The following is a 21,488-nucleotide window of genomic DNA, read 5'->3' as shown; positions in this document are numbered from 1 at the left end:
ATTGCACTATTGCGCCGACCTTTCAGTCACCCACCATCCTCCGGTCAATGGCCGCCCCATCAACGGCCCACGCTAAGGAAGCAACCCGTTTTATGACCGTCTCCGAGTTGTTTGCCGCTATTCGTAAACCCTATGTTGAAACGCTTTCACGTGTCGCTGCGCAGGGCGCGTCACACATTGAGCCGGCTTATAGAAACAGCGATGGCTCATTGGCCACTGAAGGCGCAATGGACACGCCCTGTCGGGTGGATGTCATTGCAGCGGAGGGCGTTTCGGCTGGGCAGCTGGTTCAGGTCGATTCTGAAACCGAGCTGGCCTTTGAGCCTGTACGTTTTGAGCTTGGGCAGACGGCGGTGGTCATTTCTCCGTTTGGTTGGGACTGGTTGCCGTTGGAGGTGCGGGGCTTGAGTGGGGAGGTGGCCTCACAGGTGATTCGGGCCTGGTTCTTTGAGTGGTTCGATGGGGAGGATGAGAACCCGCCTACCGAAGAAGGGCTGCAAGGTGTGGTGCACTTTGTGTCGGACCCGGAGGCGGCGGAGGAGGGGGACAGGGTGAAGATTGATTTGGGGTCGTCTCCGGGGGAGGCGGTGGAGAACCTTCTTTTTGCGTTGGCCGATTCCGGCGCGACTGGCGTTTTTCTCGGATAAATCTTTGTGCCGGTTGTGGATTGAATCCGATAAATAAACGCCACCCTTGAGAACGCTGCGCCCGCTTCGCGGGCGTTCGCAGCCTTCGGCAGCTCCTACAGGGACCGCGAACGGCGATAAAACAGGCCGGCCGGTAGGCCGCCGTCTTGCTCTAAATTTTGATCTGTAGCGCCCCGTTAACCACGATGGCCGAACGCAGGCATTGAGCCGTGGGTAACCCGGCAGGGATGCCGGGTTAGCCGCCATCAGGCCATGGATGGCCTGTGGCGGCGGCCTACGGATCAATGCCGGAGTGAGGGCATGCCGAGCCTAGGCGAGGCACCAAGTGGAGGGGCAAGAGCCTTTGGTTACTTTGGGTTGGGCCGGCATTCCGGCTTTTCCAAAGTGACCCGCTGTAAGAGCGGAACCCATATCCGTCACACCCGCAGCAACGGATCTGCCCCCAACCTCAATGCACAATCTGCGCAAGAAATGCCTTAGCCCGCTCACTCTTCGGCGCCCCAAAAAACGCCTCCGGCGGCGCATCTTCCACAATCCGCCCCCCATCCAAAAACAACACCCGCTCTGCCACCTGCCGCGCAAACCCCATCTCATGGGTCACACACAGCATGGTCATGCCACTCCCCGCCAGCTTCACCATCACATCAAGCACCTCACTGACCATCTCAGGGTCCAGCGCCGAGGTCGGCTCATCGAACAACATGATCTTGGGCTCCATGCACAACGCCCGGGCAATCGCCACGCGCTGCTGCTGTCCGCCGGACAGTTGGCTCGGGTATTTGTCGGCCTGGTTCTCGATCCCCACCTTGACCAGAAACCCCCGGGCCAGTTCCTCGGCTTTTTTGCGCGACAGGCCGCGGACGGTGATCGGCGCCAGGGTGCAGTTGTCGAGCACGCTCATGTGCGGGAACAGGTTGAAGTGCTGGAACACCATGCCCACTTCGCTGCGCACGCGGGCCGCTTCGCGGGTGGTTTGGGAGAGGTCGGTGTTGTCGATGAGGATCCGGCCTTTCTCGGCGATTTCCAGGCGGTTGATGCAGCGGATCAGTGTGGATTTGCCCGAGCCGGAAGGGCCGCAGAGGACGATGCGTTCGCCCTCGCGCACTTTGAGGTCGATGTCGTGCAGCACGTGGAACGCGCCATAGAATTTGTTCAGGCCGCTGATCTCCACCACCACTTTGCGGGTGTCGGTGGCGATGATCGGCGCGGTGGTCAACGGGGCAGTCTGGGTCAGCATGGTCGGGTCTCCGGCGATCAGTGGAAGCGGTCGGCGCTGTAGGGCGCCGGGTCGGTGAACGGCGCGGCGCCGGTGAGCATTTCCGCCAGCAGGCGGCCGCTGACCGGGCCCAGGGTCAGGCCGTGGTGGGCGTGGCCGAAGTTGAACCACAGGCCTTTATGGCGCGCGGCCGGGCCGATCACCGGGCACATGTCGGGCAGGCACGGGCGACGGCCGAGCCAGGGTTCGGCGTCGACCCGTTCGCCCAGGGGGTAGAAGCGGCGGGCCAGGGCTTCGCAGCGGCGCAGTTGGATTTCATTGATCGGGTCGTCGCGGTCGGCGAATTCAATGCCGGTGGTCAGGCGAATGCCGCCGACCATCGGCGCCAGCACGTAGCCGCCCACCGGGTCCAGCAGCGGGTGCTGCAAACGGGTGCCCGGCAGCGCCGCGTAGTGCATGTGGTAACCGCGCTTGATCGCCAAGGGAATCTGGTAGCCCAGGGGTTCGAAAATCCCCCGTGCTTCAGGGCCCAGGGCGACCACCGCCTGTTCGGCGCTGATCACCCCGGCCTCGCTCTGCACCTGCCACTGGCCGTCGACCTGGCGCAGGCTCAGGGCATCGCCGATCACGAAGCGGCCACCGCGCTGCTTGAACAGTTCGGCGTAGCCGCGGGTCAGGCCGCCCGGGTCGGTGACGGTCTTGGGGTCGAGCCAGTGCAGGCCGCCCACCACGTCGGGGTGCAGCCCGCTTTCCAGTTGGTGGATCTGCTGGCGGTCGAGCACCCGGTAGTTCAGGCCGTATTCCGCCAGGGCCAGCGCGTCGGCCTGGGCCTTGGCGAAGGCGGCCGGGTCGTTGAAGGCTTCGATCCAGCCTTCACCCTGGATCAGGCCCTGCATCCCGGCGGGTTCGGCCAGTTGCATATGTTCGCTGACGCAGCGCTCGATCAGCGGCAGCATGGCGCGGGTGGCGCGGGCCAGGCCTTTGGGCGCGGAATGGCGCCAGTATTGCAGCAGCCAGGGGCCGGCCTTGGGCAGGTGGCTGAGGCTGTAGCGCACGTCCGATTGCTGATTGAGGCCATAGCGCAGCAGCTTCGACACGTCCCGGGGGAAGGCGTAGGGGATCACGCTGGCGCGCTCGATCAGCCCGGCGTTGCCGTGGCTGGTGCCGTTGCCCGGTGGCTGGCGGTCGAGCAGGATCACCTGCTGGCCGCGCGCTTGCAGGTGCAGGGCGGTGCTGACGCCGACGATCCCGGCGCCCAGAACGATGGTTTGGCAATGCATGGGGTCAATCCTTGGTACGCGGGCCGCCAGGGCGTCCCGCTGGAGTTCGGTCAGTTGAGGTGGCGGCTGAGGCGGCCTTCGAGAAGTTTCAGGCTGCGCCGCACTACTTCAACGATCACCAGGTACAGCACCGCGGCCCAGAGGTAGATCTGGAAGTCGAAGCTGCGGGAGAAGGCCAGTTTGGTCACGCCCATCAGGTCGTAGATGGTCACCAGGGAGGCGATGGCGCTGGCCTTGATCATCAGGATCAGCTCGTTGCCCAGGGGCCCGATGGCCACCAGCAACGACTGCGGCAGGACCACTTTGCGAAAGCTGGTCCAGCGCGACAGGCTCAAGGCCTTGCACGCTTCGCGCTGCCCCTGGGCCACCGCCAGCAGGCTGCCCCGCAGGATCTCGGCCTGGTAGGCGGCGGTGTTCAGGGTGAACGCCAGCAGCGTGCACAGCCAGGCATCGCGGAAGAACCACCACAGCCCCACGTCCTGCCAGAAGCCTTTGAACGAGCCCAGGCCGTAATACAGCATGAACAGCTGGGCCAGCAGCGGCGAGCCCCGGAAGAAGTACACATAGGCGCCGCTGAAGTGGCGCAGCAGACGGTTGTTGGACAGGCGGGCGAGGGCGATCAGCAGGCCGAGCACGGCGCCCAGGCTGAAGGAGATCGCCACCAGTTTGCCGGTGACCAGCAGGCCGTCGATAAAGCGCGCGCCGTAGCGGTCCAGCAACTCGGGGCTGAGGAACAGGTTGAGCAATTCATCCAGGCTCATGGGCGCACGCTCCGTTGATGACGGTTGAAGTACTGCTCAAGGAAGCGGAACAGTTGCCCGGACAACGCCGAGAAAAACAGATAGCCGAAGCAGGCCACGGCGTAGAACAGCATCGGCTCCTTGGTCACGCTGACGGCCAGGTTGGTCTGGCGCATCAGGTCCACCAGGGAGATGGTCGAGACCAGCGAGGTGTCCTTGAGCAGTGACAGCCAGTTGTTCGACAGGCCCGGCAGGGCGATGCGGGTCAACTGCGGCAGCACCACCTTGGTGAAGGTGGTACGGCGCGACAGGCTCAGGGCCGAGGCGGCTTCGTACTGGCCCTTGGAAATGGTTTTGAAGGCGCCCAGCCAGATCTCGCTGGAGAACGCGGCGAACACCAGGCTGAAGGCGATCATCGCGGCGACAAAGGTGTTGATCGCCACTTCGCCGGGGTAGCCCATGGCGCCGAGGATCTTCTGTGCCGCAATCTGGCAGCCGTAGTAGATGATCAGCAGCGTCAACAGCTCCGGCAGGCCGCGAAATACGGTGGAGAAGGTGGTGGCCCAGGCCCGCACCCAGCGATTTTTCGAGCGGGCGGCCAGGGCTACGGCGAGCCCCAGGGGCAGGCCGATGGGCACGCAGCTCAGGGCCAGGGCGATGGTGACCAGGGCCCCGGCCAGCAAGGCCGAACCCCAGCCGCCGCTGGCGAACGATAACAGTGACAGATGTTCGAACATGCTCGAACCCTCAGGACAAATTGAGCCTGCACGCCGGCGCCGCACTCAAGGGTGAGTGCAGGGCAGGGGTACTCGAAAGAGGCGGGCCGCCAAGCAGCCCGGGGCGGTCAGTAGATATCGAAGGCGAAGTAGCGGCTGGAGATCTTCTTGTAGGTGCCGTCGGCCACGATCTCGTCCAGGGCCTTGTTCAGGCGCTCGCGCAGGGCGTTGTCTTCCTTGCGCACGGCAATCGAGGCGTCGGCGGTGGTGCCATTGACGTCACCGATGATCTTGCAGCAGTCCTTGCCGGCGGTTTCGGCCCAGGCCAGCAGCGGAAACTTGTCGGCGATCACGCCGTCGACACGGCCGGCGGCCAGGTCGCTGTTGGCTTCGTCCAGGGTCGGGTAGAACTTCACGTCGGCACCGGCCGGGCCGTAATGGTCTTCGGCGTAGATGGCCTGGGTCGAGGACGACTGGGCGCCGACGGTGCGGCCCTTGAAGTCGGTCTGGGCATCGGTGATGTCCGAGTCCTTGGCCACGGCGACCGACAGCGGGGTGCGGTAGTAGTGGTTGGTGAAGGCGATTTTCTTCTTGCGCTCGTCGGTGGCGATCATCGAGGCCACCACGGCGTCGTATTTCTTCGCCAGCAGGGCCGGGATGATGCCTTCCCAATCCTGGGCGACGACGGTGCATTGGACCTTCATGCGTTCGCACAGGGCGTTGGTGATGTCGACGTCAAAGCCGTGCAGCTTGTTGTCCGAGTCCACGTAGTTGAAGGGCGGGTAGGCGCCTTCGGTGGCGATTTTCAGCACTTCAGCCTGGGCGCCGGTAGCACCGGCGAGGACCATGGCACATGCACTGGCAAAGCGAACGACATTCTTCATTTGGCACCTCGATTATTGTTTTGGTCTGGCGGAGGATGTGTAACCCACGAACTCGTTATGCAGGGCGGCGGTGGCTTCCAGGCGGCGCTCGACGTCCGGGCCCAGTTGCTTGCACACCTCGTTCACCAGCAGGTGCACCAGCGACAGCATGGCTGCGGTGGACTCCCAGAACAGGTTGAACTCGGTGGGCACGCGGAACACTTCATCGGCGTTCTGCTCGGCCCAATCACAGAAGGTGTCGGTGACCAGGGTCACCGCAATGCCAGCCTCGCGGGCCTTGTGGCAGAGGTTGAGGGCGTGGCGCGAATAGCGCCGTGCCTCGAACACCACCAGGGCGCAATCTTCCGGCTGGCTCAGCAGCACCTCGGCGTAGTGCCCGGCGGCACCGTCCACCAGGTGCACGTCATCACGCAGGTATTGCAGCAGGTGGACCATGGACGCGGCGATACCGCGCTCGGTCTGGAACCCGGCGACAAACACCTTGCGCCGGGTCGCCAGGCGCTGGGCCACGGTGAGCCAGGCCGGGGTCAGGCTGTATTCATAGACTTTCATCAGGGCGCCGACTTCCAGCTCGAAGCTGCGCGGCAAGCCCTGGGGCGCCTGGTTCGGCTGCTGACGGAATTCCTGCAAGCGATCGCCGACCAGCCATGGGCCTTCGCCGAGGTCGTTTTTCAGGTCGTTTTTAAGGTCTTTGAAATGGCTGTAGCCGATGGCACGGCAGAAGCGCCCGACGCTGGATTCGCTGACGCCGAGCTTGTCGGCAATGTCGGCGGCGGTCTGGAAGGGCAGCTCGTAGAGGTTGGCCAGCATGTAGCTGGCAATCGCCCGGCCCGAAGCGGTGGCGTTGGGCAAGCTGCTTTCAAGGCGTTGTTTGATGGGCTGGCTCAAGGCTCGGTCCTCTGCTGGGGTGCCACTGGAGAGCGAAAGTGAATGTTTTCTGTCATTAAGTCAATATTTGACAGATAACTGGCGTGACGCGATAGTCAGGCCACGTCCAATAATCACTCCACTGGAGCCCGCGATGTCCGAAGCCACCCCCGTGCACGCCGAAATCGAGCACCTTGAGCTGTCCGAATTGACCCAGTTGCTGCAGCGCATTTTTCTGCGTCACGGCACCCGCGTTGAGGTCGCCCAGGTGCTGGCCGACAACTGCGCCCGGGCCCAGCGGGACGGCTCCCACAGCCATGGGGTGTTTCGTATTCCGGGTTACCTGGCGTCCCTGGCCAGCGGCTGGGTCGATGGCCAGGCGCTGCCGGTGGTGGAGGATGTTGCCAGTGGTTTTATTGCTGTGGATGCGGCCAACGGCTTTGCCCAGCCGGCCCTGGCGGCGGCCCGCGAGGCCCTGATCGAGAAGGCGCGCAGTGCCGGGATCGCGGTGTTGGCGATTCGCAATTCCCACCACTTCGCGGCGCTCTGGCCAGACGTCGAGCCCTTTGCCGAAGCCGGCCTGGTGGCCCTGAGCGTGGTCAATAGCATGACCTGCGTGGTGCCCCACGGCGCCCAGCGGCCGCTGTTCGGCACCAACCCGATTGCCTTTGCCGCGCCGCGGGCCGGCGCCGAACCGATTGTGTTTGACCTGGCCACCAGTGCCATCGCCCATGGCGATGTGCAAATCGCCGCGCGCCAGGGCCAGCAATTGCCACCGGGCATGGGGGTGGACAGCCAGGGCCAGCCGACCTGCGACCCTAAGGCGATTCTCGATGGCGGCGCCTTGCTGCCGTTTGGCGGGCACAAGGGCTCGGCGCTGTCGATGATGGTCGAGCTGCTGGCGGCGGCGCTGACCGGCGGCAATTTCTCCTTTGAGTTCGACTGGTCCCAACACCCCGGCGCACAAACCCCCTGGACCGGCCAGTTGCTGATCGTCATTGACCCGAGCAAGTCTGGGGGCGGGCGCTTTGCCAGCCGCAGTGACGAGCTGGTGCGGCAGATGCAGGCGGTGGGGCTGGAGCGTTTGCCGGGGGACCGGCGCTACCGCAGTCGGGCCCAATCCCTGGTCCAGGGCATCCCCCTGGCCGCCGCCGAGCTGGCCAAACTGCGCCAGTTGGCGGGTTGAGCCGCAAGTCGTTCATCCTCTCGGGCCGGGGTCTGTAGGCCTTAAGTTTTGCTCCCGGTAGGGGCCCGGTCTTACGTCGAGTTTGCCGGGCCTTGCCCGCCACTCCAAAGCAGCCGCCGTTTAGCGCCAAGGCAGCATGGGCTGGGCCCCAGGTCCTTTTGATAATCGCCTCCGACATCTCGTCCCCCGTTTGCGGAGCGCGCCATGCACAACAATAAGAACTGCCAGCACCGTCTGTTTCCGGCCTTGATCGCCGGCCTGTCTGCCTTTGGCCTGAGCACCGTCGCCGAGGCGGAAATCATGCTCTACGACAAAGACCAGACGACCTTTTCCACCGACGGCTACATCAACGCCTTTTACGTCAACAGCGACGTCGACCGTGCCGGCGACCAATTCGACCGGCGCCAGGCGCGGGTAAAGATGGGCTTTCTGCCCAACTACCTGGGCTTCAACATGAGCAAGCAGGTGGACGACCTCAAGCTCGGCGCCCGGGCGTCGTTCTGGGTGACCATCAACGACAGCGAAACCAACGGCACCGACACCGCCATCGATGTGCGCCAGTTCTATGGCACCGTGGCCAACCCGGAGTGGGGTGAGGTGTTAATCGGTAAGGACTTCGGTCTGTTTGCCCGTTCCAACATCCTGCTTGACGAGTTGCTCGCCGGTTACGGCCAGGTCAGCGACACCCTGGGGTTGGTGGACGGCGGCGGGGTATCGTTCGGCAATATCGGCAGCGGCTACCCGTACCCGTTCCCCACCTCGCAGATCACCTACCGCACCCCGGTGATGGATGGCCTGCGGGTGGCGGTGGGGATCATGGACCCGGTGGACACCAACGACAGCAGCGCCCTGGGCAAGGCCTACCAGAAGAACCCGCGCACCGAGAGCGAGGTGACCTACCAGTTCGACCTGGGCGGGGCGAAAATCTACAGCTGGCTCAACGGCAGCTACCAGACCTCCGACAACACCGATTCCACCGTGGCCTCGGTGACCTCCAAGGGCCTGGGCTACGGGGTGCAGGCCAAGATGGGTGGCTTGTCCCTGACCGGTTCCGGGTTCCAGGCTAAGGGCATCAACCCGTTCTTCACCAACAACGCCGGCGAGGCGACCCTGCGTAACGTCGACAGCAAGGGCTATCTGCTGCAGGGCTCGTACAAACTCGGCAAGAACCGCCTGGCCCTGTCCTATGGCAAGACCAAGGACGACGGCAACGGCGTGGTCGGCAGCGGCGCCGACTATGAAACCCGCGGCATTGCCCTGTTTCACGACATCAACGACAACCTCAAGCTGGTGGCCGAGTACAACCAGTTCGAGATTGATGGGCATGAGACCAGCGCCCAGAACGAAAACACCGACACCTTTGCCGTAGGTGCCGTGCTCACCTGGTAACCCCCGCCGCCGGCCCCGGCACGCGCATCCCGCCCGGGCCGGCGGCGTCTGTGCACCCACCGTGTAGGAGCCGGCTTGCCGGCGATAGCGATCTCACGGGCCCCATCGCTGGCAAGCCAGCTCCTACAAAGATGTCGGCACCAACAAGGCAGGTAGGCCCGGGCTGGCGGCGTCTGTGGACTCACCTTGTAGGAGCCGGCTTGCCGGCGATGGCGATCTTGCGGGCCCCATCGCTGGCAAGCCAGCTCCTACAAAGATGTCGGCACCAACAAGGCAGGTAGGCCCCGGCACGCGCATCGCGCCCGGGCCGACGGCGTCTATGGACTCACCTTGTAGGAGCCGGCTTGCCGGCGATGGCGATCTTGCGGGCCCTATCGCTGGCAAGCCAGCTCCTACAGATGTCTGCACCAACGGGGCAACACCTACGTCCATGGGACTGCCTACCCGCTACCCAAGTAGCATTCGTCCCCCGGGGCGGCCTTCGTACACTCATCCCTTACCCAACCCGCGCCGGAGGCGACGATGCAGCAAGCCCAGAGCGAGGGCGTGGTCAGTGCCATGTCCCAGGCCGTCGACCCACAACAGGTGGCCCAGGAACTGGCGCGCCAGCTGCTGCACCCGCACCTGGGCTTCGTGCTGTTTTTCTGTTCCGCCGAATATGACCTGCAAGCCTTGGGCGCAGCCCTGCAGCAAAGCTTCGGCGGCATTCGCCTAGTGGGTTGCACCAGCGCCGGGGAAATCACCCCCTTGGGCTACGGGCGCAATTGCGTCACCGCCATTGGTTTTGATCACCGGCACTTCTCCATCGCCACCGAACTCATCGACCAGATGGAACATTTCAGCTTGATCGACGCCCAGCAGATGGTCGAGCGCCTGGTGAGCGACTGTCGCAGCAACACCCTGGCGCCGATCAAGGGCAACAGCTTCGCCCTGACCCTGCTCGACGGCCTGTCGAGCCGCGAAGAGATGGTGCTGACCGCCCTCAGCGCAGCCTTGGGCGACATTCCGCATTTCGGCGGTTCGGCCGGCGACGACAATTACCTGACCCACACCCACGTCTATTTCGGCGGCGAGTTCCACAGCGGCGCGGCGGTGGTGGTGCTGGTCAACACCTGGCTGGATTTCGAGGTGTTCACCACCCACCACATCCTGCCCCGGGAAGAAAAGCTGGTGGTCACCGGTGCCGACAGCGCCTCGCGGCGGGTCTATGAGCTCAACGCCGAGCCGGCCGCCGAAGAGTACGCACGGTTGATCGGCGTGCCCCTGGCCGAGCTCGATCACCGGGTGTTTGCCGCCAACCCGCTGGCGGTGCGGATCAACGAGCACTACTACGTGCGCGCCATCCAGCAGGTGCACCCGGACCTGAGCCTGAGTTTTTACTGCGCCGTGGAAAACGGCATCGTCCTTACCGCCATGACCCCCGGGCCCTTGCTGCCCAACCTCGAACAGTTGTTCGACGGCCTGCAACAGCGCCTTGGCGGGCTGCTGCTGACCATTGGCTGCGACTGCTTCCTGCGCCGCCTGGAGCTGGAGGATCGTGGCAGCCTGGAGCAGATCGGCGCCTTCCTGCGGGAACAACGGGTGATGGGCTTCAACACCTACGGAGAACAGTTCAATGGCATGCACATCAACCAGACCTTTACCGGGGTCGCCATTGCCCGTAGCCGAGCCCCGGTCAGTCGCTGAGCTGCAAGCGCAGATCGCCGGCCTTGAGCGCGACAACCACAAGTTGCGGCGGATCAACGCCGCGCTGATCGAGCGGGTCGAGTCCGGGGCCACCCGGGGCAATGACCCGTACGCGGCGTTCCAACATTCGGTGGTGCTGGCCGAGCAGGTGCGCGAACGCACCGACGCCCTGAACCAGGCCATGGCTGAGCTCAAGGCTGGCAACCATCTGCTCAGTGAGGCGCGGCTGCGGGCCGAGACCGCTCACCAGCACCTGATCGATGCCATCGAGAGCATTTCCGACGCCTTTGTGCTGTTCGACGAAGACCAGCGCATTGTTCTGTTCAACAGCCGCTTCAAGGCGTTTTGGGCCAACAGCCGGGTGCGCATCATCGCCGGCATGCGCCTGGCCGAGGTCAAGCGCATGATGACCAGCACCGGGCTGTTCAGTGAAGAACCCCGGGGCCACGCCGACGAGCACCTGCTGTATCGCCTGCAGAACGGCCGCTGGCTGCAGGTCAGCGAACGGCCGACCCGGGAAGGCGGGCGGGTGATCCTGTTCACCGACATCACCGAGGTCAAGATCAGCGAAACCATGCGCCGCGAGCAGGCGGTGGCGCAGAAATCCCACCTGTTGCAACGGGCCGTGGACAACCTGTCCCAGGGCGTGGCCATGGTCAACGCCGACGGCATCCTCGAGCTGTGGAACCGGCGCTTCCTGGAACTCAGCGGCCTGGCCCCGGTGGCGGCCCATCGACCCTTCGCCGAGGTCATCGGCGACAGCGAGCTGAGCCTGCTGACCCCGGCCAGCCGCGATGCCAACGGGCGCATCATCCACGAGTGCGAGCAGCGCCTGTACGATGGCCGGGTCCTGGAAATCCGCACCCATCCGCTGCCCACCGGCGGATTCGTCAACACCTTCACCGACATCACCGAGCGCTATCAGCACGCCGAGGCCCTGAGCGAAAGTGAGCGCTGGATCCGCCTGATCACCGACCATGTGCCGGCGCTGATCGCTTACTTGAATGCCGACCTGGTCTACGAGTTCACCAACAAGGTCTACGAGGAATGGTACTGCTGGCCCCGTGGGGTGATGCTCGGCCAGAGCCTGCGCGAGGTGCACAGCGAGCAGCACTACCAGCGCCTGGAAGCCTATGTGGCTCGGGCCCTGGCGGGGGAGAGCGTGACCTTCGAGTTCCCGGAAACCAACATCAACAATCAGGAGCGCTACATGCTGCGCTCTTACGTGCCCAACCGCCTGGCCAGTGGCGAAGTGGTGGGGATTTTTGTGTTGATTCGCGACATCACCGAGCGGCGGCGCACCGCCGAGGCCCTGCATCAGGCCTACCAGAACCTGGAGCTGCGGGTCCGCGAACGCACCGCCGAACTGACCACCCTCAACGGACAACTGCGCCTGGAAATCGATGAGCGCAGCCGGGTCGAGTCACGGCTGCGGGAAGCCAAACTGGAGGCCGAGCAGGCCAACCTGTCGAAAACCAAGTTCCTCGCAGCGGTCAGCCACGACTTGCTGCAACCCTTGAATGCGGCGCGGCTGTTCACCAGTGCGCTGCTGGAACGCCGCGAACCCCAGGCCTGCCAGGTGCTGGTACGCAATGTCAGCAATTCCCTGGAAGATGTGGAAAACCTGCTGGGCACCCTGGTGGATATTTCCAAGCTGGATGCCGGGGTGATCAAGGCCGATATCGCGCCGTTTGCCCTGAGCGAACTGCTGGACAACCTGGCGGCGGAATATGCCCAGGTGGCCCGCAGCGAAGGGCTGGAACTGCACTTTGTCGCCTGCTCGGCGCTGGTGCGCAGCGACATCCAGTTGCTGGCGCGGATTCTGCGCAACCTGCTGAGCAACGCCATTCGCTACACCCCGGGCGGGCGCGTGGTGCTGGGCTGTCGGCGCCATCGTCAACGGCTGTCGATCGAGGTCTGGGACAGCGGCGTGGGCATCGCGGAAAACCGCCTGGAAGAGATCTTCCAGGAGTTCAAGCGTGGCGACGTGCAGCGCCCCGATCAGGATCGCGGCCTGGGCCTGGGGCTGGCGATTGTGGAGAAAATCGCACGGATTCTCGGGCACCGGATTCGCGTGCGTTCCTGGCCGGGCCGGGGTTCGATGTTTGCCGTGGAAGTGCCCCTGAGTGCCACCGCGCCCAAGGCGCTGCCGAGCCTGAGCATGAGTGAACCGATGCTGGAGCGCCTGCGCGGGGCGCGGGTCTGGGTGCTGGATAACGATGCGGCAATCTGCGCCGGCATGCGCACCCTGCTAGAGGGTTGGGGTTGCCGGGTGGTCACGGCGTTGTCCGAGGACGACCTGGCACGCCAGGTGGACAACTACCACGCCGAGGCTGACCTGTTGATTGCCGACTATCACCTGGATCACGACATCAATGGCGTCGACGCGGTGGCGCGGATCAATGGCCGGCGCGGCGCGGCAATCCCGGCCTTGATGATCACCGCCAACTACAGCAACGAACTCAAGCAGCAGATTCGCTTGCTGGGCCACACCCTGATGCACAAACCCGTGCGCCCGATGAAACTCAAGACCGCCATGAGCCACCTGCTGGCCCGCCCTGGTCCTTGAGTGACGCAGAGCGTCACTGGCAGCGGGAACGATCACTGCGCCTGACGCCCCTCGTTCCCACGGTCCCCGTGGGAATGCCTCTTGGGACGCTCCGCGTCCCGCTGTTGCCATGGCAGAGCCGTGTGGGCGCTGGCTTGCCAGCGATGGAACCGAGGGGATTGGCGTGTGGATCAGCGCCGTAGGTAGGCGCCGAAGTCGATGTCGCCGGCGCTGAGGATGGCTTGCACTCGGTTGTGCACATTGAGCTTGCGCAGGATCGCCGAGACGTGGGCCTTAACCGTGGTTTCGGCGATGTCCAGGGTGTAGGCGATCTGCTTGTTCGACTCGCCTTTGGTCATCCGTTCCAGCACCAGCAACTGCTTGCGGGTCAGGGCCTGGAGCAGTTCCGGCGGGAAGCTCGGGGCTTCGTGGTTGCGGCGGCCGGTGAGGTTTTTCTGGGTGCGGATGATGTCTGGCGGCAGGTAGACGTTGCCATTGAGAATCTGCTCGATGGCCTCGGTCATCTGCGAGCGCGGCGAAGACTTGGTGATAAAACCCACAGCGCCGTAGGTGATGGCCTGTAGCACGATCTGCTTGTCCTGCTCGGCCGAGACGATCACCACCGGAATGGTCGGCGCTTCGTTGCGCAGGGTGATCAGGCCGTTGAGGCCGTGCATGCCAGGCATGTTCAGGTCCAGCAGGATCAGGTCCAGGTCGTCGTGCTCCTGGGTCAGCGCCAGGGCGCTGTCCAGGTCGGCGGTTTCCATGACCTCGCTGCCGGCAAAGCCGTCGCTGATGACGTTGTGGATGGCTTCGCGAAACAGTGGGTGATCGTCGGCAATCAGAATTTTATACATGGCCTTTCACCTCGTTATTGTGAGTGGGGCGGGGTTACGGCAAGCCGCTCCCGGGGTCAGGGAAAGGGTTCGGGTTGGGCCGGCTGCACCGGCAGGTTCGCGGCTTGCCAGGCATCCAGGCCATCGCGATACCAGTACAGGTTGTTATAGCCCAGGGCTGCGGCGCGTTTTACCGCGTTCCAGCTCAACCAGCAATCGGAGCGGCAATAAAAGACCAACGGTTGGGCCCGGTTGCCGGCGCTGAAACGTTGCAGGTGGTCGGCAAAATAAGCCTGCCAGGCAGCGCTCAACTCGCCGTCACCGGTATTGGCCAGCCAGTGGCTGCCGGGGAGGTTGGCGTGGGGTTCGTCTTCGATGAAACGGTCTTGCAGCCATTGTCGGCGATAGACGTCGATCAGCACTGGGCGCGGACTCTGTTCCAGCAGCTGTTGCAGGGTTGGGGTGTCGATGATCCGCGCGCCGTCCACCTGGGTCGGCGTGGGGCTGCGATAGAGGCTGGTGCGGTAGCCGTCGCTGGAAAACAGCGGCGTTTCGGCATGGGCCTGGCCCATCAGCACGCTCAGGGACAGGGCCGCGAGGGCAGGGCGCAGCAGGCAACGCAAGGCGCGAGGCATAGGGTTTTTATCCTTCTTGTTATAGGCCCATTACATGCCAGGACGGGGCATTTGTGAATGCGACCATCGACAGCAAAAGCAGTACCAAAGTCGTAGGCACCGGCTGGCTGGCGCGGGTGGTCTGGGCTGGAGGGCCGCGGGCTCAGGTGCTTTTGCGCAGGGCGGCGTGCTGGGGGTTGAAGGTCAGCACGGCGAGCACCGAGAACAGCACGGTCAGCCCCAGGCACACGGCCAGGGCCAAGGGGTTGAAGCGTTCGTACAGGGCAAAGCGCACCAGTTCCACGGCGTGGGTAAAGGGGTTGAGGGCGCACAGCCAGTACAGCCACTGGCTGGCTTCGAGCATCTTCCACAGCGGGTACAGCGCCGAGGACAGGAAGAACAGCGGGAAGATCACGAAATTCATCACCCCGGCGAAGTTCTCCAACTGGCGAATGGCGTTGGACAACAACAGGCCCAGGGCACTGAGCATCAGCGCCACCAGCAACAACGCTGGCAACGCCACCAGCAGGCCCATGGCTGGCGGTTGCACGCCGTACAGCCAGGCAATGGCGAGGAAGGCATACACCTGCAACAGCGAGATCAGCGAGGTGGCTAACAGCTTGCTGGCCAGCAGGAAGGCCCGGGGCAGGGGGCTGGTGAGCAGCACGCGCATGCTGCCCATTTCCCGGTCATAGACCATCGACAGCGAGCCCTGCATGCCGTTGAACAGCAGGATCATGCAGGCCAGCCCGGGGATGATGTAGACCTCGTAGGGGATGTAGGTGTCGTAGGGCTCGATGATGGCGATGCCCAGGGCCGCGCGAAACCCGGCGGCGAACACCAGCAACCACAGCAGTGGGCGCACCAGGGCGCTGAGAAAGCGCGTGCGCTGCAACACGAAGCGCAGCCATTCGCGCAGCACGATGCCGCTGAAACAATGCCAGTAGGCGCTCATGGGTGGGCGACTCCAGAAGGGGTTGGGCGGGTCAGGCGGGCAAAGACTGAGTCCAGGTCGCCGCCGTGTTCCAGGCTCAGGGCGGCCGCTTCCGCGCTGGCCACCAGGCGCCCTTGGTGGAGGATCAACAGGTCGTCGCTCGGCTGCACTTCATCCAGCAGGTGCGTGGTCCACAGCACGCTGATGCCCTGCTCGCGGCACAGGCTGCGCAGGTGCTGGTTGAGCGCCAGGCGGCTGGCCGGGTCGAGGCCGACGCTGGCTTCGTCCAGCAGCAACAGGCGCGGCTCATGCAGCAGGGCCCGGGCGATTTCCACCCGCCGCCGATGGCCACCGTTGAGGGCGCGTACCCGCTCGCGGCGGCGCTCGGTCAAGCCCTGGCGCGCCAGCTCGGTCTCGACCCGGGCCTGGCTCTCGCGCCGTGACAGGCCGTGCAGCGCCGCGTGGTAGTGCAGGTTTTGCTCGATGCTCAGGTCCAGGTCCAGGGTGCTTTGCTGGAACACCACGCCGAGCTGGCGCAGGGCCGCGCCGGGCGCTTGGCTCAGGGAGCGGCCGCCCACCAGGATCTGCCCGTGTTGCAGGTTGTAGAGCCGGGTCAGCAGGGCGATCAGGGTCGACTTGCCGGCGCCGTTGGGGCCCAGCAACGCCGCAAAACGCCCGGGCGCCAGGCTGAAACTCACCTGCTTCAGGGCTTCACGCTGACCGTAGGCGAAGCTCACCTCGTTGACCTCCAGGGCGTTCATGGGGTTACCACCACGCCCCAGGGGTAGCGCCCGACCTTGATCGACTTCAAGACCTTGAGGCTCTTCACGTCGATCACCGAGACATCCCCGCTGACCCCGTTGGTGGCCAGCAACTGGCTCTGGTCCGGGGTGAACGCCAGTTGCCAGACCCGCCGCCCCACCAGCAGGTAGTCGAGGATTTCGAAGGTCTGGGCGTCGATCACCGCGATGTGGTTGGCCGGGCCCAGGGCGACAAAGGCGTACTTGCCGTCGGCGCTGAGCTTGATGCCCACCGGCTGCACCTTGTCCGGGTGCACGCCCTTGATCTTGAAGTTCAGGGTCTTGAGGATGCCGCGCGTGGCCACGTCGAGAATGGTCACCGTGCCGCCGATTTCCGCCGAGGCCCAGAGGCGCGAGCCGTCCTGGTTGAACTCGACAAAACGCGGGCGCTGGTCCACCAGGGTGCTGTCGGCCAGGGTCTGGGTGCTGGTGTCGATCCAGTGCAGCATGTTGGTGGTTTCGCTGGTGTTCACCGCCCACTTGCCGTCGGGGCTGACCGCCATGCCTTCGGGCTCGACCCCAACGTTGATCTGCCCCAGGACCTTGGAGGTCTCGGTGTCGATCACCGTGACCAGCGCATCGTCCTCGTTGGACACGTAGAGCCAGCGGTTATTGGGGTGCAGGGCGAACTGCTCGGGGTCTTTGCCGGAGGGCAGTTCCTTGATGATCTTGCGGGTGGCCACGTCCATCACCTGGACCCGGTCCGAGTCGCTGGCGCAGATGTACAGCAGCTTGTTGTCATGGGACAGCAGCAGCCCGCGCGGGCGCTGGCCCACGGGCAGGGTCTCGGTGACGGTCAGGGTCTGCATGTCGATCAGACTCAGGCTGTTGTCCTTCTCGTTGGAGACCCAGGCGGTGCTGGCCGCGGCGTGCCCGGCGGCAAGCAGCAGGGCGCATGAAAGCAGGGTGCGGCGCATGGTGGATTCCTTGTTTTTGTTGTGGGGGGATCAGGGGTAGCGGCAGGTCACCTCGGGCTGGTCGTAGCCCAGGCTGTCCATTTCATTGAACGGGTGCAGGAAGCCTTCCTGGGGCGACGTGCTGACCAGCGCCCGCGGCTGCACCAGCGGGATGGGCTGGCGCAGTTCGCCATTCCAGGGCCGGTAGCTGAGCTTGCGGCCCTTGAAACCGTCCAGGGGCATCTGGTCGCTGAGCAGCAGTTGTTGCAGGGCCCGGGGTTCGGTCTGGCGCAGCTTGCCCACGGCGCTGGCGACACTGCGCACCGCCATCCAGGCGGCGAAGTCGCGGTCATTCATCCAGCGTCCGGCCAGGGCTTCAAAGCGTTTTTGCAATTGCGCGGCGCCGAAGGTTTCCACGGTCTTGTGCCAGCCGGTGGCGATCAGGCCCTGGGTGCCGGCCACGGGGCGTGGGTACCAGGTCTGGTAGGGCACGTACTCGCCGAAGTCGCCGCGCTCGTCGGCCACCAGCACCACGTCGTACTCGGCGGTCTGGGTGAACAGCGGCATGTCGGCCTGGGCGCTGCGGCGTTGGTCGTTGTCGAAGCTCCAGGGTTTTTCCGCGACGATTTTCATGCCGAAGCGTTTCATCGCCCGGCGCAGGGCGGCGGCGTAGGCCTCGTCCTCTGGCGTCTGGCCGACGATCAGCAGTGCGCGCGACCATTTGCGCAGCACCATGAATTGCACCAAGGCGTCGGCGAGCATGGCGCGGCTGGGCAGGCTGTGCAGCACGTTGGGCAGGCATTGGGTGCTGCGCAGGGCGTCGTCGGCGCTGCCGGCATTGAACAGCAGGCTGTCGGGCAGGGCCGCGCTGAGTTGGCGCAGGCTGGCGCCCGGGGCGTTCACCACAAACAGTCGCAAGCCCTGGGCGTGCTGGGCCTGGGCGGCTTGCAGCAGGGCTTCGGGGCTGTCGACGCTGGCGCTGCTCAGTTGGTAGTCGTGCTTGAGAAAACGCCCGGTGCTGTTGCTGTCGATGATCGCCAGTTCGGCACCCCGCAGCCCGGCGTCGGCGGGCTCGGCGATGACATTGGACAGCAGCGGCCCCGGGTCCGGGCGGTAGCCCAGGTAGCCGATGCGAATCTGCAACGGGCCCTCGTCGGCCTGGCTCTGGGTGGCCAGTAACGCGGCGCTGGCAATCGCCAGCAGGTAGAACAGGGCGTAAGGGGCGAGCTGGCGCATGGGGCACTCCACTGCAGGTAGCGCCAGCATAGGAACCGCGCCGGGTCGGGGGAATATGCAGAAAGTAGCGCCCGGCCAGTACCAAGGTAGTAGCCCGCCCCGGGCGGTGCGGTTTTAGCATGGGTTTCGACAGCCATCATCCACAGCGAGGACGGACCATGCGCATTCTGAAAACCCTGCTCTTGCCGTTGCTGTTGATCCTCAGCCTGATCGGTGTCGACCGCCAGCAGCCGCCACGCCCAGCGCAGCCGTCGAACCTGCCGCTGGTTCCGGTGCGCTAGGCATGTCGGCGCTGTGGCGGATCAACCTCTGGGTAACGGCGTTCTTTGCCTTGGTGACCCTGGCCTGCACCGGTTTGCTGCTGCACCAGGCGGTGGCCGACGTGGAGCGCGAACTGCAATCGGCCGAGGCCGTGGTGCAGTACCTCAGCGAGACCGCCGAGCGCGACCCCGCCAGCCTGCAACCGCACCTGACCCAAAGCCTGCGCCATGTGCGGGTGCACTGGCTGCAGCCGGGGCAGCAGATGATCCTGGCTCCGGAGGAAGGCCTGGATGCCTGGCTCGGCCGCCAGCTGTTCAGCGACAGCCGGCACAGCGCCCGTGTCCTCGACCTGAAGGACGGCCGGCGGGTGCTGATCGCCGTCGACCCGGGTGACGAGATCGATGAAGTCTGGGATTCCCTGCAACAGTTGCTGAGCCTGTGCGGGCTGGCCCTGTTGCTGAGCCTGTTGACCATCCGCTGGGCCGTGGGGCGCGGCATGGGGCTGCTGGCGGAGCTGCTCCAGGCCTTGCGCCAGGTGTCCGGCGGCCAGTTGGCGGTGCGCCTGCGGGCCGCTGGCCTGCCGGAAGCGCGGCAACTGGCCGAACACTTCAACCGCATGACCACCACCCTGGAACAGACCCGCGCCGACAATGCCCAACTGACCCAGACCCTGCTGGCGGTGCAGGAACAGGAGCGTACCCACCTGGCCCAGACCCTGCACGACGACCTCGGCCAATACCTGGCGGGCATCCGTGCCCAGGCGTGCCTGCTGCGGGTCGCGGCCGACCAGCCGACGGTGGTGGCGCAGACCGTCCAGGCCCTGGAACTCAATTGCGAACACCTGCAGCAAGGCTTCCGGGCCCTGGTCCACGACCTGTACCCGGTGGTGCTGCAACACCTGCCGCTGCCCGAAGCCCTGGGGTTGCTGGTCAGTCAGTGGCAAGGCAGCCAGGGCATTGCCTGCCGGTTGCAAGTGGGCCAGCACCTGCCGACCCTGCCTGGCGCCAGCAAGACCCACCTCTACCGCCTGTTGCAGGAAGCCCTGACCAACGTCGCCCGGCACGCCGGCGCCAGCCAGGTGCGGGTGCGCCTGCAACACAATGCCGGGCGCTTGCGCCTGCTGATTCGTGACAACGGCCGCGGCGCGCCACAGCCCCAGCGGCCGGGGGTGGGCTTGTATTCGATGTTTGAGCGGGCCCGCAGCCTGGGGGGTGAGTTGCGCATCATCAGCCGCCCCGGCGCCGGCTGGGCCCTGGCCTTGAGCATTCCTTTGGAGGCGTGATGAATATTTTGTTGGTGGATGACCATGCGGTGGTGCGTCAGGGCTATGCCAGCCTGTTGCGGGCCTTGCTGCCGGCGATCCAGGTTCGCGAGGCGGCCACCGGTGAAGAGGCCCTGACCCGGGTGCAAGAGGAAGTGCCGAACCTGGTGATCATGGATTTTGGCCTGCCGGGCATCAGCGGCCTGGAGACCACTCGACGCTTGCGCCAGCGTTTACCGCAGCTGCGGGTGCTGTTTTTCAGCATGCACGATGAGCTGCCCCTGGTGCGCCAGGCGCTGGACGCGGGGGCTTCGGGCTACCTGACCAAAAACTCGGCGCCGGAAGTACTGATCGAGGCGGTGCGGCGGATTCTCGCGGGGCACGCCTACATCGAACAGCCCCTGGCAACGCAGCTGGCCTGTGCCCCGCAACGCAACGCCAGCGACCCGCGCTTGCAAAGCATGACCCAGCGGGAACTGGAGATCTTCGTGATGCTGGCCAAAGGCACGCCCGCCCGATTGATTGCCGAACAGCTGTGCATCAGCGGCAAGACCGTGTCGAACTATTTGACCTTGTTGAAGAGCAAGTTGCAGGTCAGCTCCCATGCCGAGCTGGTGCACCTGGGGATTGATATGGGGGTGGTGCGAGTGGCGGGGTGAGGGGGGTATAGTTTGGCAAATTTTGTCAAAAGTGGACAAAGCCATGAGCACCATGAACATCTCCCTGCCGGATGCTCTCAAGTCCTTTGTCGATGATCAAGTCAGCCAGCGCGGCTACAGCACCAGCAGTGAATATGTGCGTGAGCTGATTCGCAAGGATCAGGATCGGCAACATCTTCGTGGCCTGTTGTTGGCGGGTGCTCAATCGGCGCCGGGCACTGCTGTGGAGGGTGACTATTTCGAATCCCTGCGTGCCAGGGTTCGCAAGGCGCGAGGATGAAAGCCAAGCCGGTCATTCCGCGCGCCCTTGCCAGCCAGGACGTGGAAGGCGCCATCAACTACATACCTTGACGAACAGGCCAAGCGGGCGGCGCTCGGTTTTATCGATGCTCTGGAAAAGGCCTATGCCCACATCGGCCGCCATCCGACCTTTGGTATGCCTCGCTACGCCCACGAGCTGGACCTGCCGGGGCTGCTTTGCTGGCCACTGAAGCGCTACCCCTACCTAGTGTTCTACGTTGAACGCGATGACCACATCGACGTATGGCGCGTTTTGCACGGTATGCGGGACTTTCCTGAGTGGTTGGCTGAAGGTGTTTCCCGGTAGTGGCGGGGGATGCCGGGGGCTTTTTGTGGTGAGGGGAGGGGGTATATCCGTTGCTGCGGTCACGGCCGCTGAGGGTTTCGCCCTTACGGCGACTCACTTTTTTCAAACGTCGGAGTGCCGGCCCAGCAAAAAGCAAGCAAAAACGCTTGCCCCTCCATGGGCACCTCGCTGGGGCTCGGGGTTCCCTCACTTCGGCCGGCAGGGAAGGGGCCTGAGGAGCAAAAA

General features: G+C 64.7%; 21 protein-coding genes and 1 pseudogene. 10 read left to right on the top strand and 12 right to left on the bottom strand.

All coding sequences use genetic code 11. The features are described from left to right. Positions 1-92 precede the first annotated feature (92 nt). Positions 93-647, top strand: coding sequence for a hypothetical protein (locus tag M1B35_RS10100; protein WP_268261836.1), 555 nt, complete (start codon positions 93-95; stop codon positions 645-647). Between the two features lie 448 nt (positions 648-1,095). Here M1B35_RS10100 and M1B35_RS10095 read toward each other — a convergent pair whose 3' ends face one another. The 6 genes from M1B35_RS10095 to M1B35_RS10070 all read right to left on the bottom strand — a co-directional run bounded on the left by M1B35_RS10095 (position 1,096) and on the right by M1B35_RS10070 (position 6,371). Beyond that, positions 1,096-1,884, bottom strand: a complete 789-nt coding sequence (locus M1B35_RS10095) for an amino acid ABC transporter ATP-binding protein (RefSeq protein ID WP_279653758.1) — start codon at positions 1,882-1,884, stop codon at positions 1,096-1,098. Positions 1,885-1,901: 17 nt separating this feature from the next. Further along, positions 1,902-3,143 carry an NAD(P)/FAD-dependent oxidoreductase gene (locus M1B35_RS10090; protein WP_268261835.1) on the bottom strand — a complete coding sequence of 414 codons (1,242 nt, stop codon included), beginning with the start codon at positions 3,141-3,143 and terminating at the stop codon, positions 1,902-1,904. Positions 3,144-3,193: 50 nt separating this feature from the next. Further along, positions 3,194-3,904: an ABC transporter permease gene (locus tag M1B35_RS10085; protein ID WP_268261834.1), complete on the bottom strand. Its 711-nt coding sequence runs from the start codon at positions 3,902-3,904 to the stop codon at positions 3,194-3,196. Then, the gene (locus tag M1B35_RS10080) at positions 3,901-4,620 is read right to left on the bottom strand and encodes an ABC transporter permease (RefSeq protein WP_123331229.1); all 720 of its coding nucleotides are present in this window, start codon (positions 4,618-4,620) and stop codon (positions 3,901-3,903) included. The genes M1B35_RS10085 and M1B35_RS10080 overlap by 4 nt, the downstream gene beginning before the upstream one ends. A 107-nt stretch (positions 4,621-4,727) precedes the next feature. After that, on the bottom strand, positions 4,728-5,483 hold the full coding sequence (locus M1B35_RS10075) for a transporter substrate-binding domain-containing protein (RefSeq protein ID WP_268261833.1): 756 nt from the start codon (positions 5,481-5,483) through the stop codon (positions 4,728-4,730). 12 nt (positions 5,484-5,495) lie between these two features. After that, complete coding sequence (locus tag M1B35_RS10070; protein WP_123331233.1) at positions 5,496-6,371, bottom strand: MurR/RpiR family transcriptional regulator; 876 nt, start codon at positions 6,369-6,371, stop codon at positions 5,496-5,498. 133 nt (positions 6,372-6,504) lie between these two features. On the opposite strand from M1B35_RS10070, the gene M1B35_RS10065 reads away from it, so the two are divergent. From M1B35_RS10065 to nahK, 4 genes are all read left to right on the top strand, one after another. After that, complete coding sequence (locus M1B35_RS10065) at positions 6,505-7,536, top strand: Ldh family oxidoreductase (protein ID WP_268261832.1); 1,032 nt, start codon at positions 6,505-6,507, stop codon at positions 7,534-7,536. A gap of 204 nt (positions 7,537-7,740) precedes the next feature. Continuing rightward, positions 7,741-8,925: a porin gene (locus M1B35_RS10060; RefSeq protein WP_268261831.1), complete on the top strand. Its 1,185-nt coding sequence runs from the start codon at positions 7,741-7,743 to the stop codon at positions 8,923-8,925. 522 nt (positions 8,926-9,447) lie between these two features. Next, positions 9,448-10,611, top strand: coding sequence for a nitric oxide-sensing protein NosP (gene nosP / locus M1B35_RS10055; protein WP_123331239.1), 1,164 nt, complete (start codon positions 9,448-9,450; stop codon positions 10,609-10,611). Beyond that, positions 10,541-13,180: a hybrid sensor histidine kinase/response regulator NahK/ErcS' gene (nahK, locus tag M1B35_RS10050; protein ID WP_268261830.1), complete on the top strand. Its 2,640-nt coding sequence runs from the start codon at positions 10,541-10,543 to the stop codon at positions 13,178-13,180. Before nosP ends, nahK begins: the two co-directional genes overlap by 71 nt. Before the next feature lie 170 nt (positions 13,181-13,350). On the opposite strand, the gene M1B35_RS10045 is transcribed toward nahK, so the two are convergent. The 6 genes from M1B35_RS10045 to M1B35_RS10020 form a co-directional block, all read right to left on the bottom strand. After that, positions 13,351-14,016 (bottom strand): response regulator transcription factor, encoded by a 666-nt coding sequence (locus tag M1B35_RS10045; RefSeq protein ID WP_123331243.1) that lies wholly within the window; start codon positions 14,014-14,016, stop codon positions 13,351-13,353. Between the two features lie 56 nt (positions 14,017-14,072). Further along, a complete protein-coding gene (locus M1B35_RS10040; protein ID WP_123331245.1) occupies positions 14,073-14,630 on the bottom strand; it encodes a PQQ-dependent catabolism-associated CXXCW motif protein in 558 nt (185 codons plus the stop codon). Between the two features lie 142 nt (positions 14,631-14,772). Beyond that, positions 14,773-15,564 (bottom strand): ABC transporter permease, encoded by a 792-nt coding sequence (locus M1B35_RS10035; protein ID WP_268261829.1) that lies wholly within the window; start codon positions 15,562-15,564, stop codon positions 14,773-14,775. Further along, the gene (locus M1B35_RS10030; RefSeq protein ID WP_268261828.1) at positions 15,561-16,304 is read right to left on the bottom strand and encodes an ABC transporter ATP-binding protein; all 744 of its coding nucleotides are present in this window, start codon (positions 16,302-16,304) and stop codon (positions 15,561-15,563) included. The genes M1B35_RS10035 and M1B35_RS10030 overlap by 4 nt, the downstream gene beginning before the upstream one ends. Next, the gene (locus M1B35_RS10025; RefSeq protein ID WP_268261827.1) at positions 16,301-17,260 is read right to left on the bottom strand and encodes a YVTN family beta-propeller repeat protein; all 960 of its coding nucleotides are present in this window, start codon (positions 17,258-17,260) and stop codon (positions 16,301-16,303) included. The genes M1B35_RS10030 and M1B35_RS10025 overlap by 4 nt, the downstream gene beginning before the upstream one ends. 30 nt (positions 17,261-17,290) lie before the next feature. Then, the gene (locus tag M1B35_RS10020; protein WP_268261826.1) at positions 17,291-18,475 is read right to left on the bottom strand and encodes an ABC transporter substrate-binding protein; all 1,185 of its coding nucleotides are present in this window, start codon (positions 18,473-18,475) and stop codon (positions 17,291-17,293) included. Positions 18,476-18,633: 158 nt separating this feature from the next. On the opposite strand from M1B35_RS10020, the gene M1B35_RS10015 reads away from it, so the two are divergent. The 5 genes and pseudogenes from M1B35_RS10015 (at position 18,634) to M1B35_RS09995 (ending at position 21,263) form a co-directional block, all read left to right on the top strand. After that, positions 18,634-18,756 carry a hypothetical protein gene (locus M1B35_RS10015; RefSeq protein ID WP_268261825.1) on the top strand — a complete coding sequence of 41 codons (123 nt, stop codon included), beginning with the start codon at positions 18,634-18,636 and terminating at the stop codon, positions 18,754-18,756. A 2-nt stretch (positions 18,757-18,758) separates the two neighbouring features. Then, positions 18,759-20,018: a HAMP domain-containing sensor histidine kinase gene (locus M1B35_RS10010; protein ID WP_268261824.1), complete on the top strand. Its 1,260-nt coding sequence runs from the start codon at positions 18,759-18,761 to the stop codon at positions 20,016-20,018. After that, on the top strand, positions 20,018-20,656 hold the full coding sequence (locus M1B35_RS10005; RefSeq protein ID WP_123331257.1) for a response regulator: 639 nt from the start codon (positions 20,018-20,020) through the stop codon (positions 20,654-20,656). Before M1B35_RS10010 ends, M1B35_RS10005 begins: the two co-directional genes overlap by 1 nt. A gap of 43 nt (positions 20,657-20,699) precedes the next feature. Continuing rightward, complete coding sequence (locus M1B35_RS10000) at positions 20,700-20,936, top strand: type II toxin-antitoxin system ParD family antitoxin (protein ID WP_159897652.1); 237 nt, start codon at positions 20,700-20,702, stop codon at positions 20,934-20,936. Next, a pseudogene (locus M1B35_RS09995) lies at positions 20,933-21,263 on the top strand (type II toxin-antitoxin system RelE/ParE family toxin). Before M1B35_RS10000 ends, M1B35_RS09995 begins: the two are co-directional and overlap by 4 nt. Positions 21,264-21,488: the final 225 nt, after the last annotated feature.

The organism is Pseudomonas morbosilactucae (assembly GCF_023241665.1).
Taxonomy (GTDB): Bacteria; Pseudomonadota; Gammaproteobacteria; order Pseudomonadales; family Pseudomonadaceae; genus Aquipseudomonas; species Aquipseudomonas morbosilactucae.
Note: the sequence above shows the minus strand (reverse complement) of the source record. Positions and strands in the feature narration are given on the sequence as shown.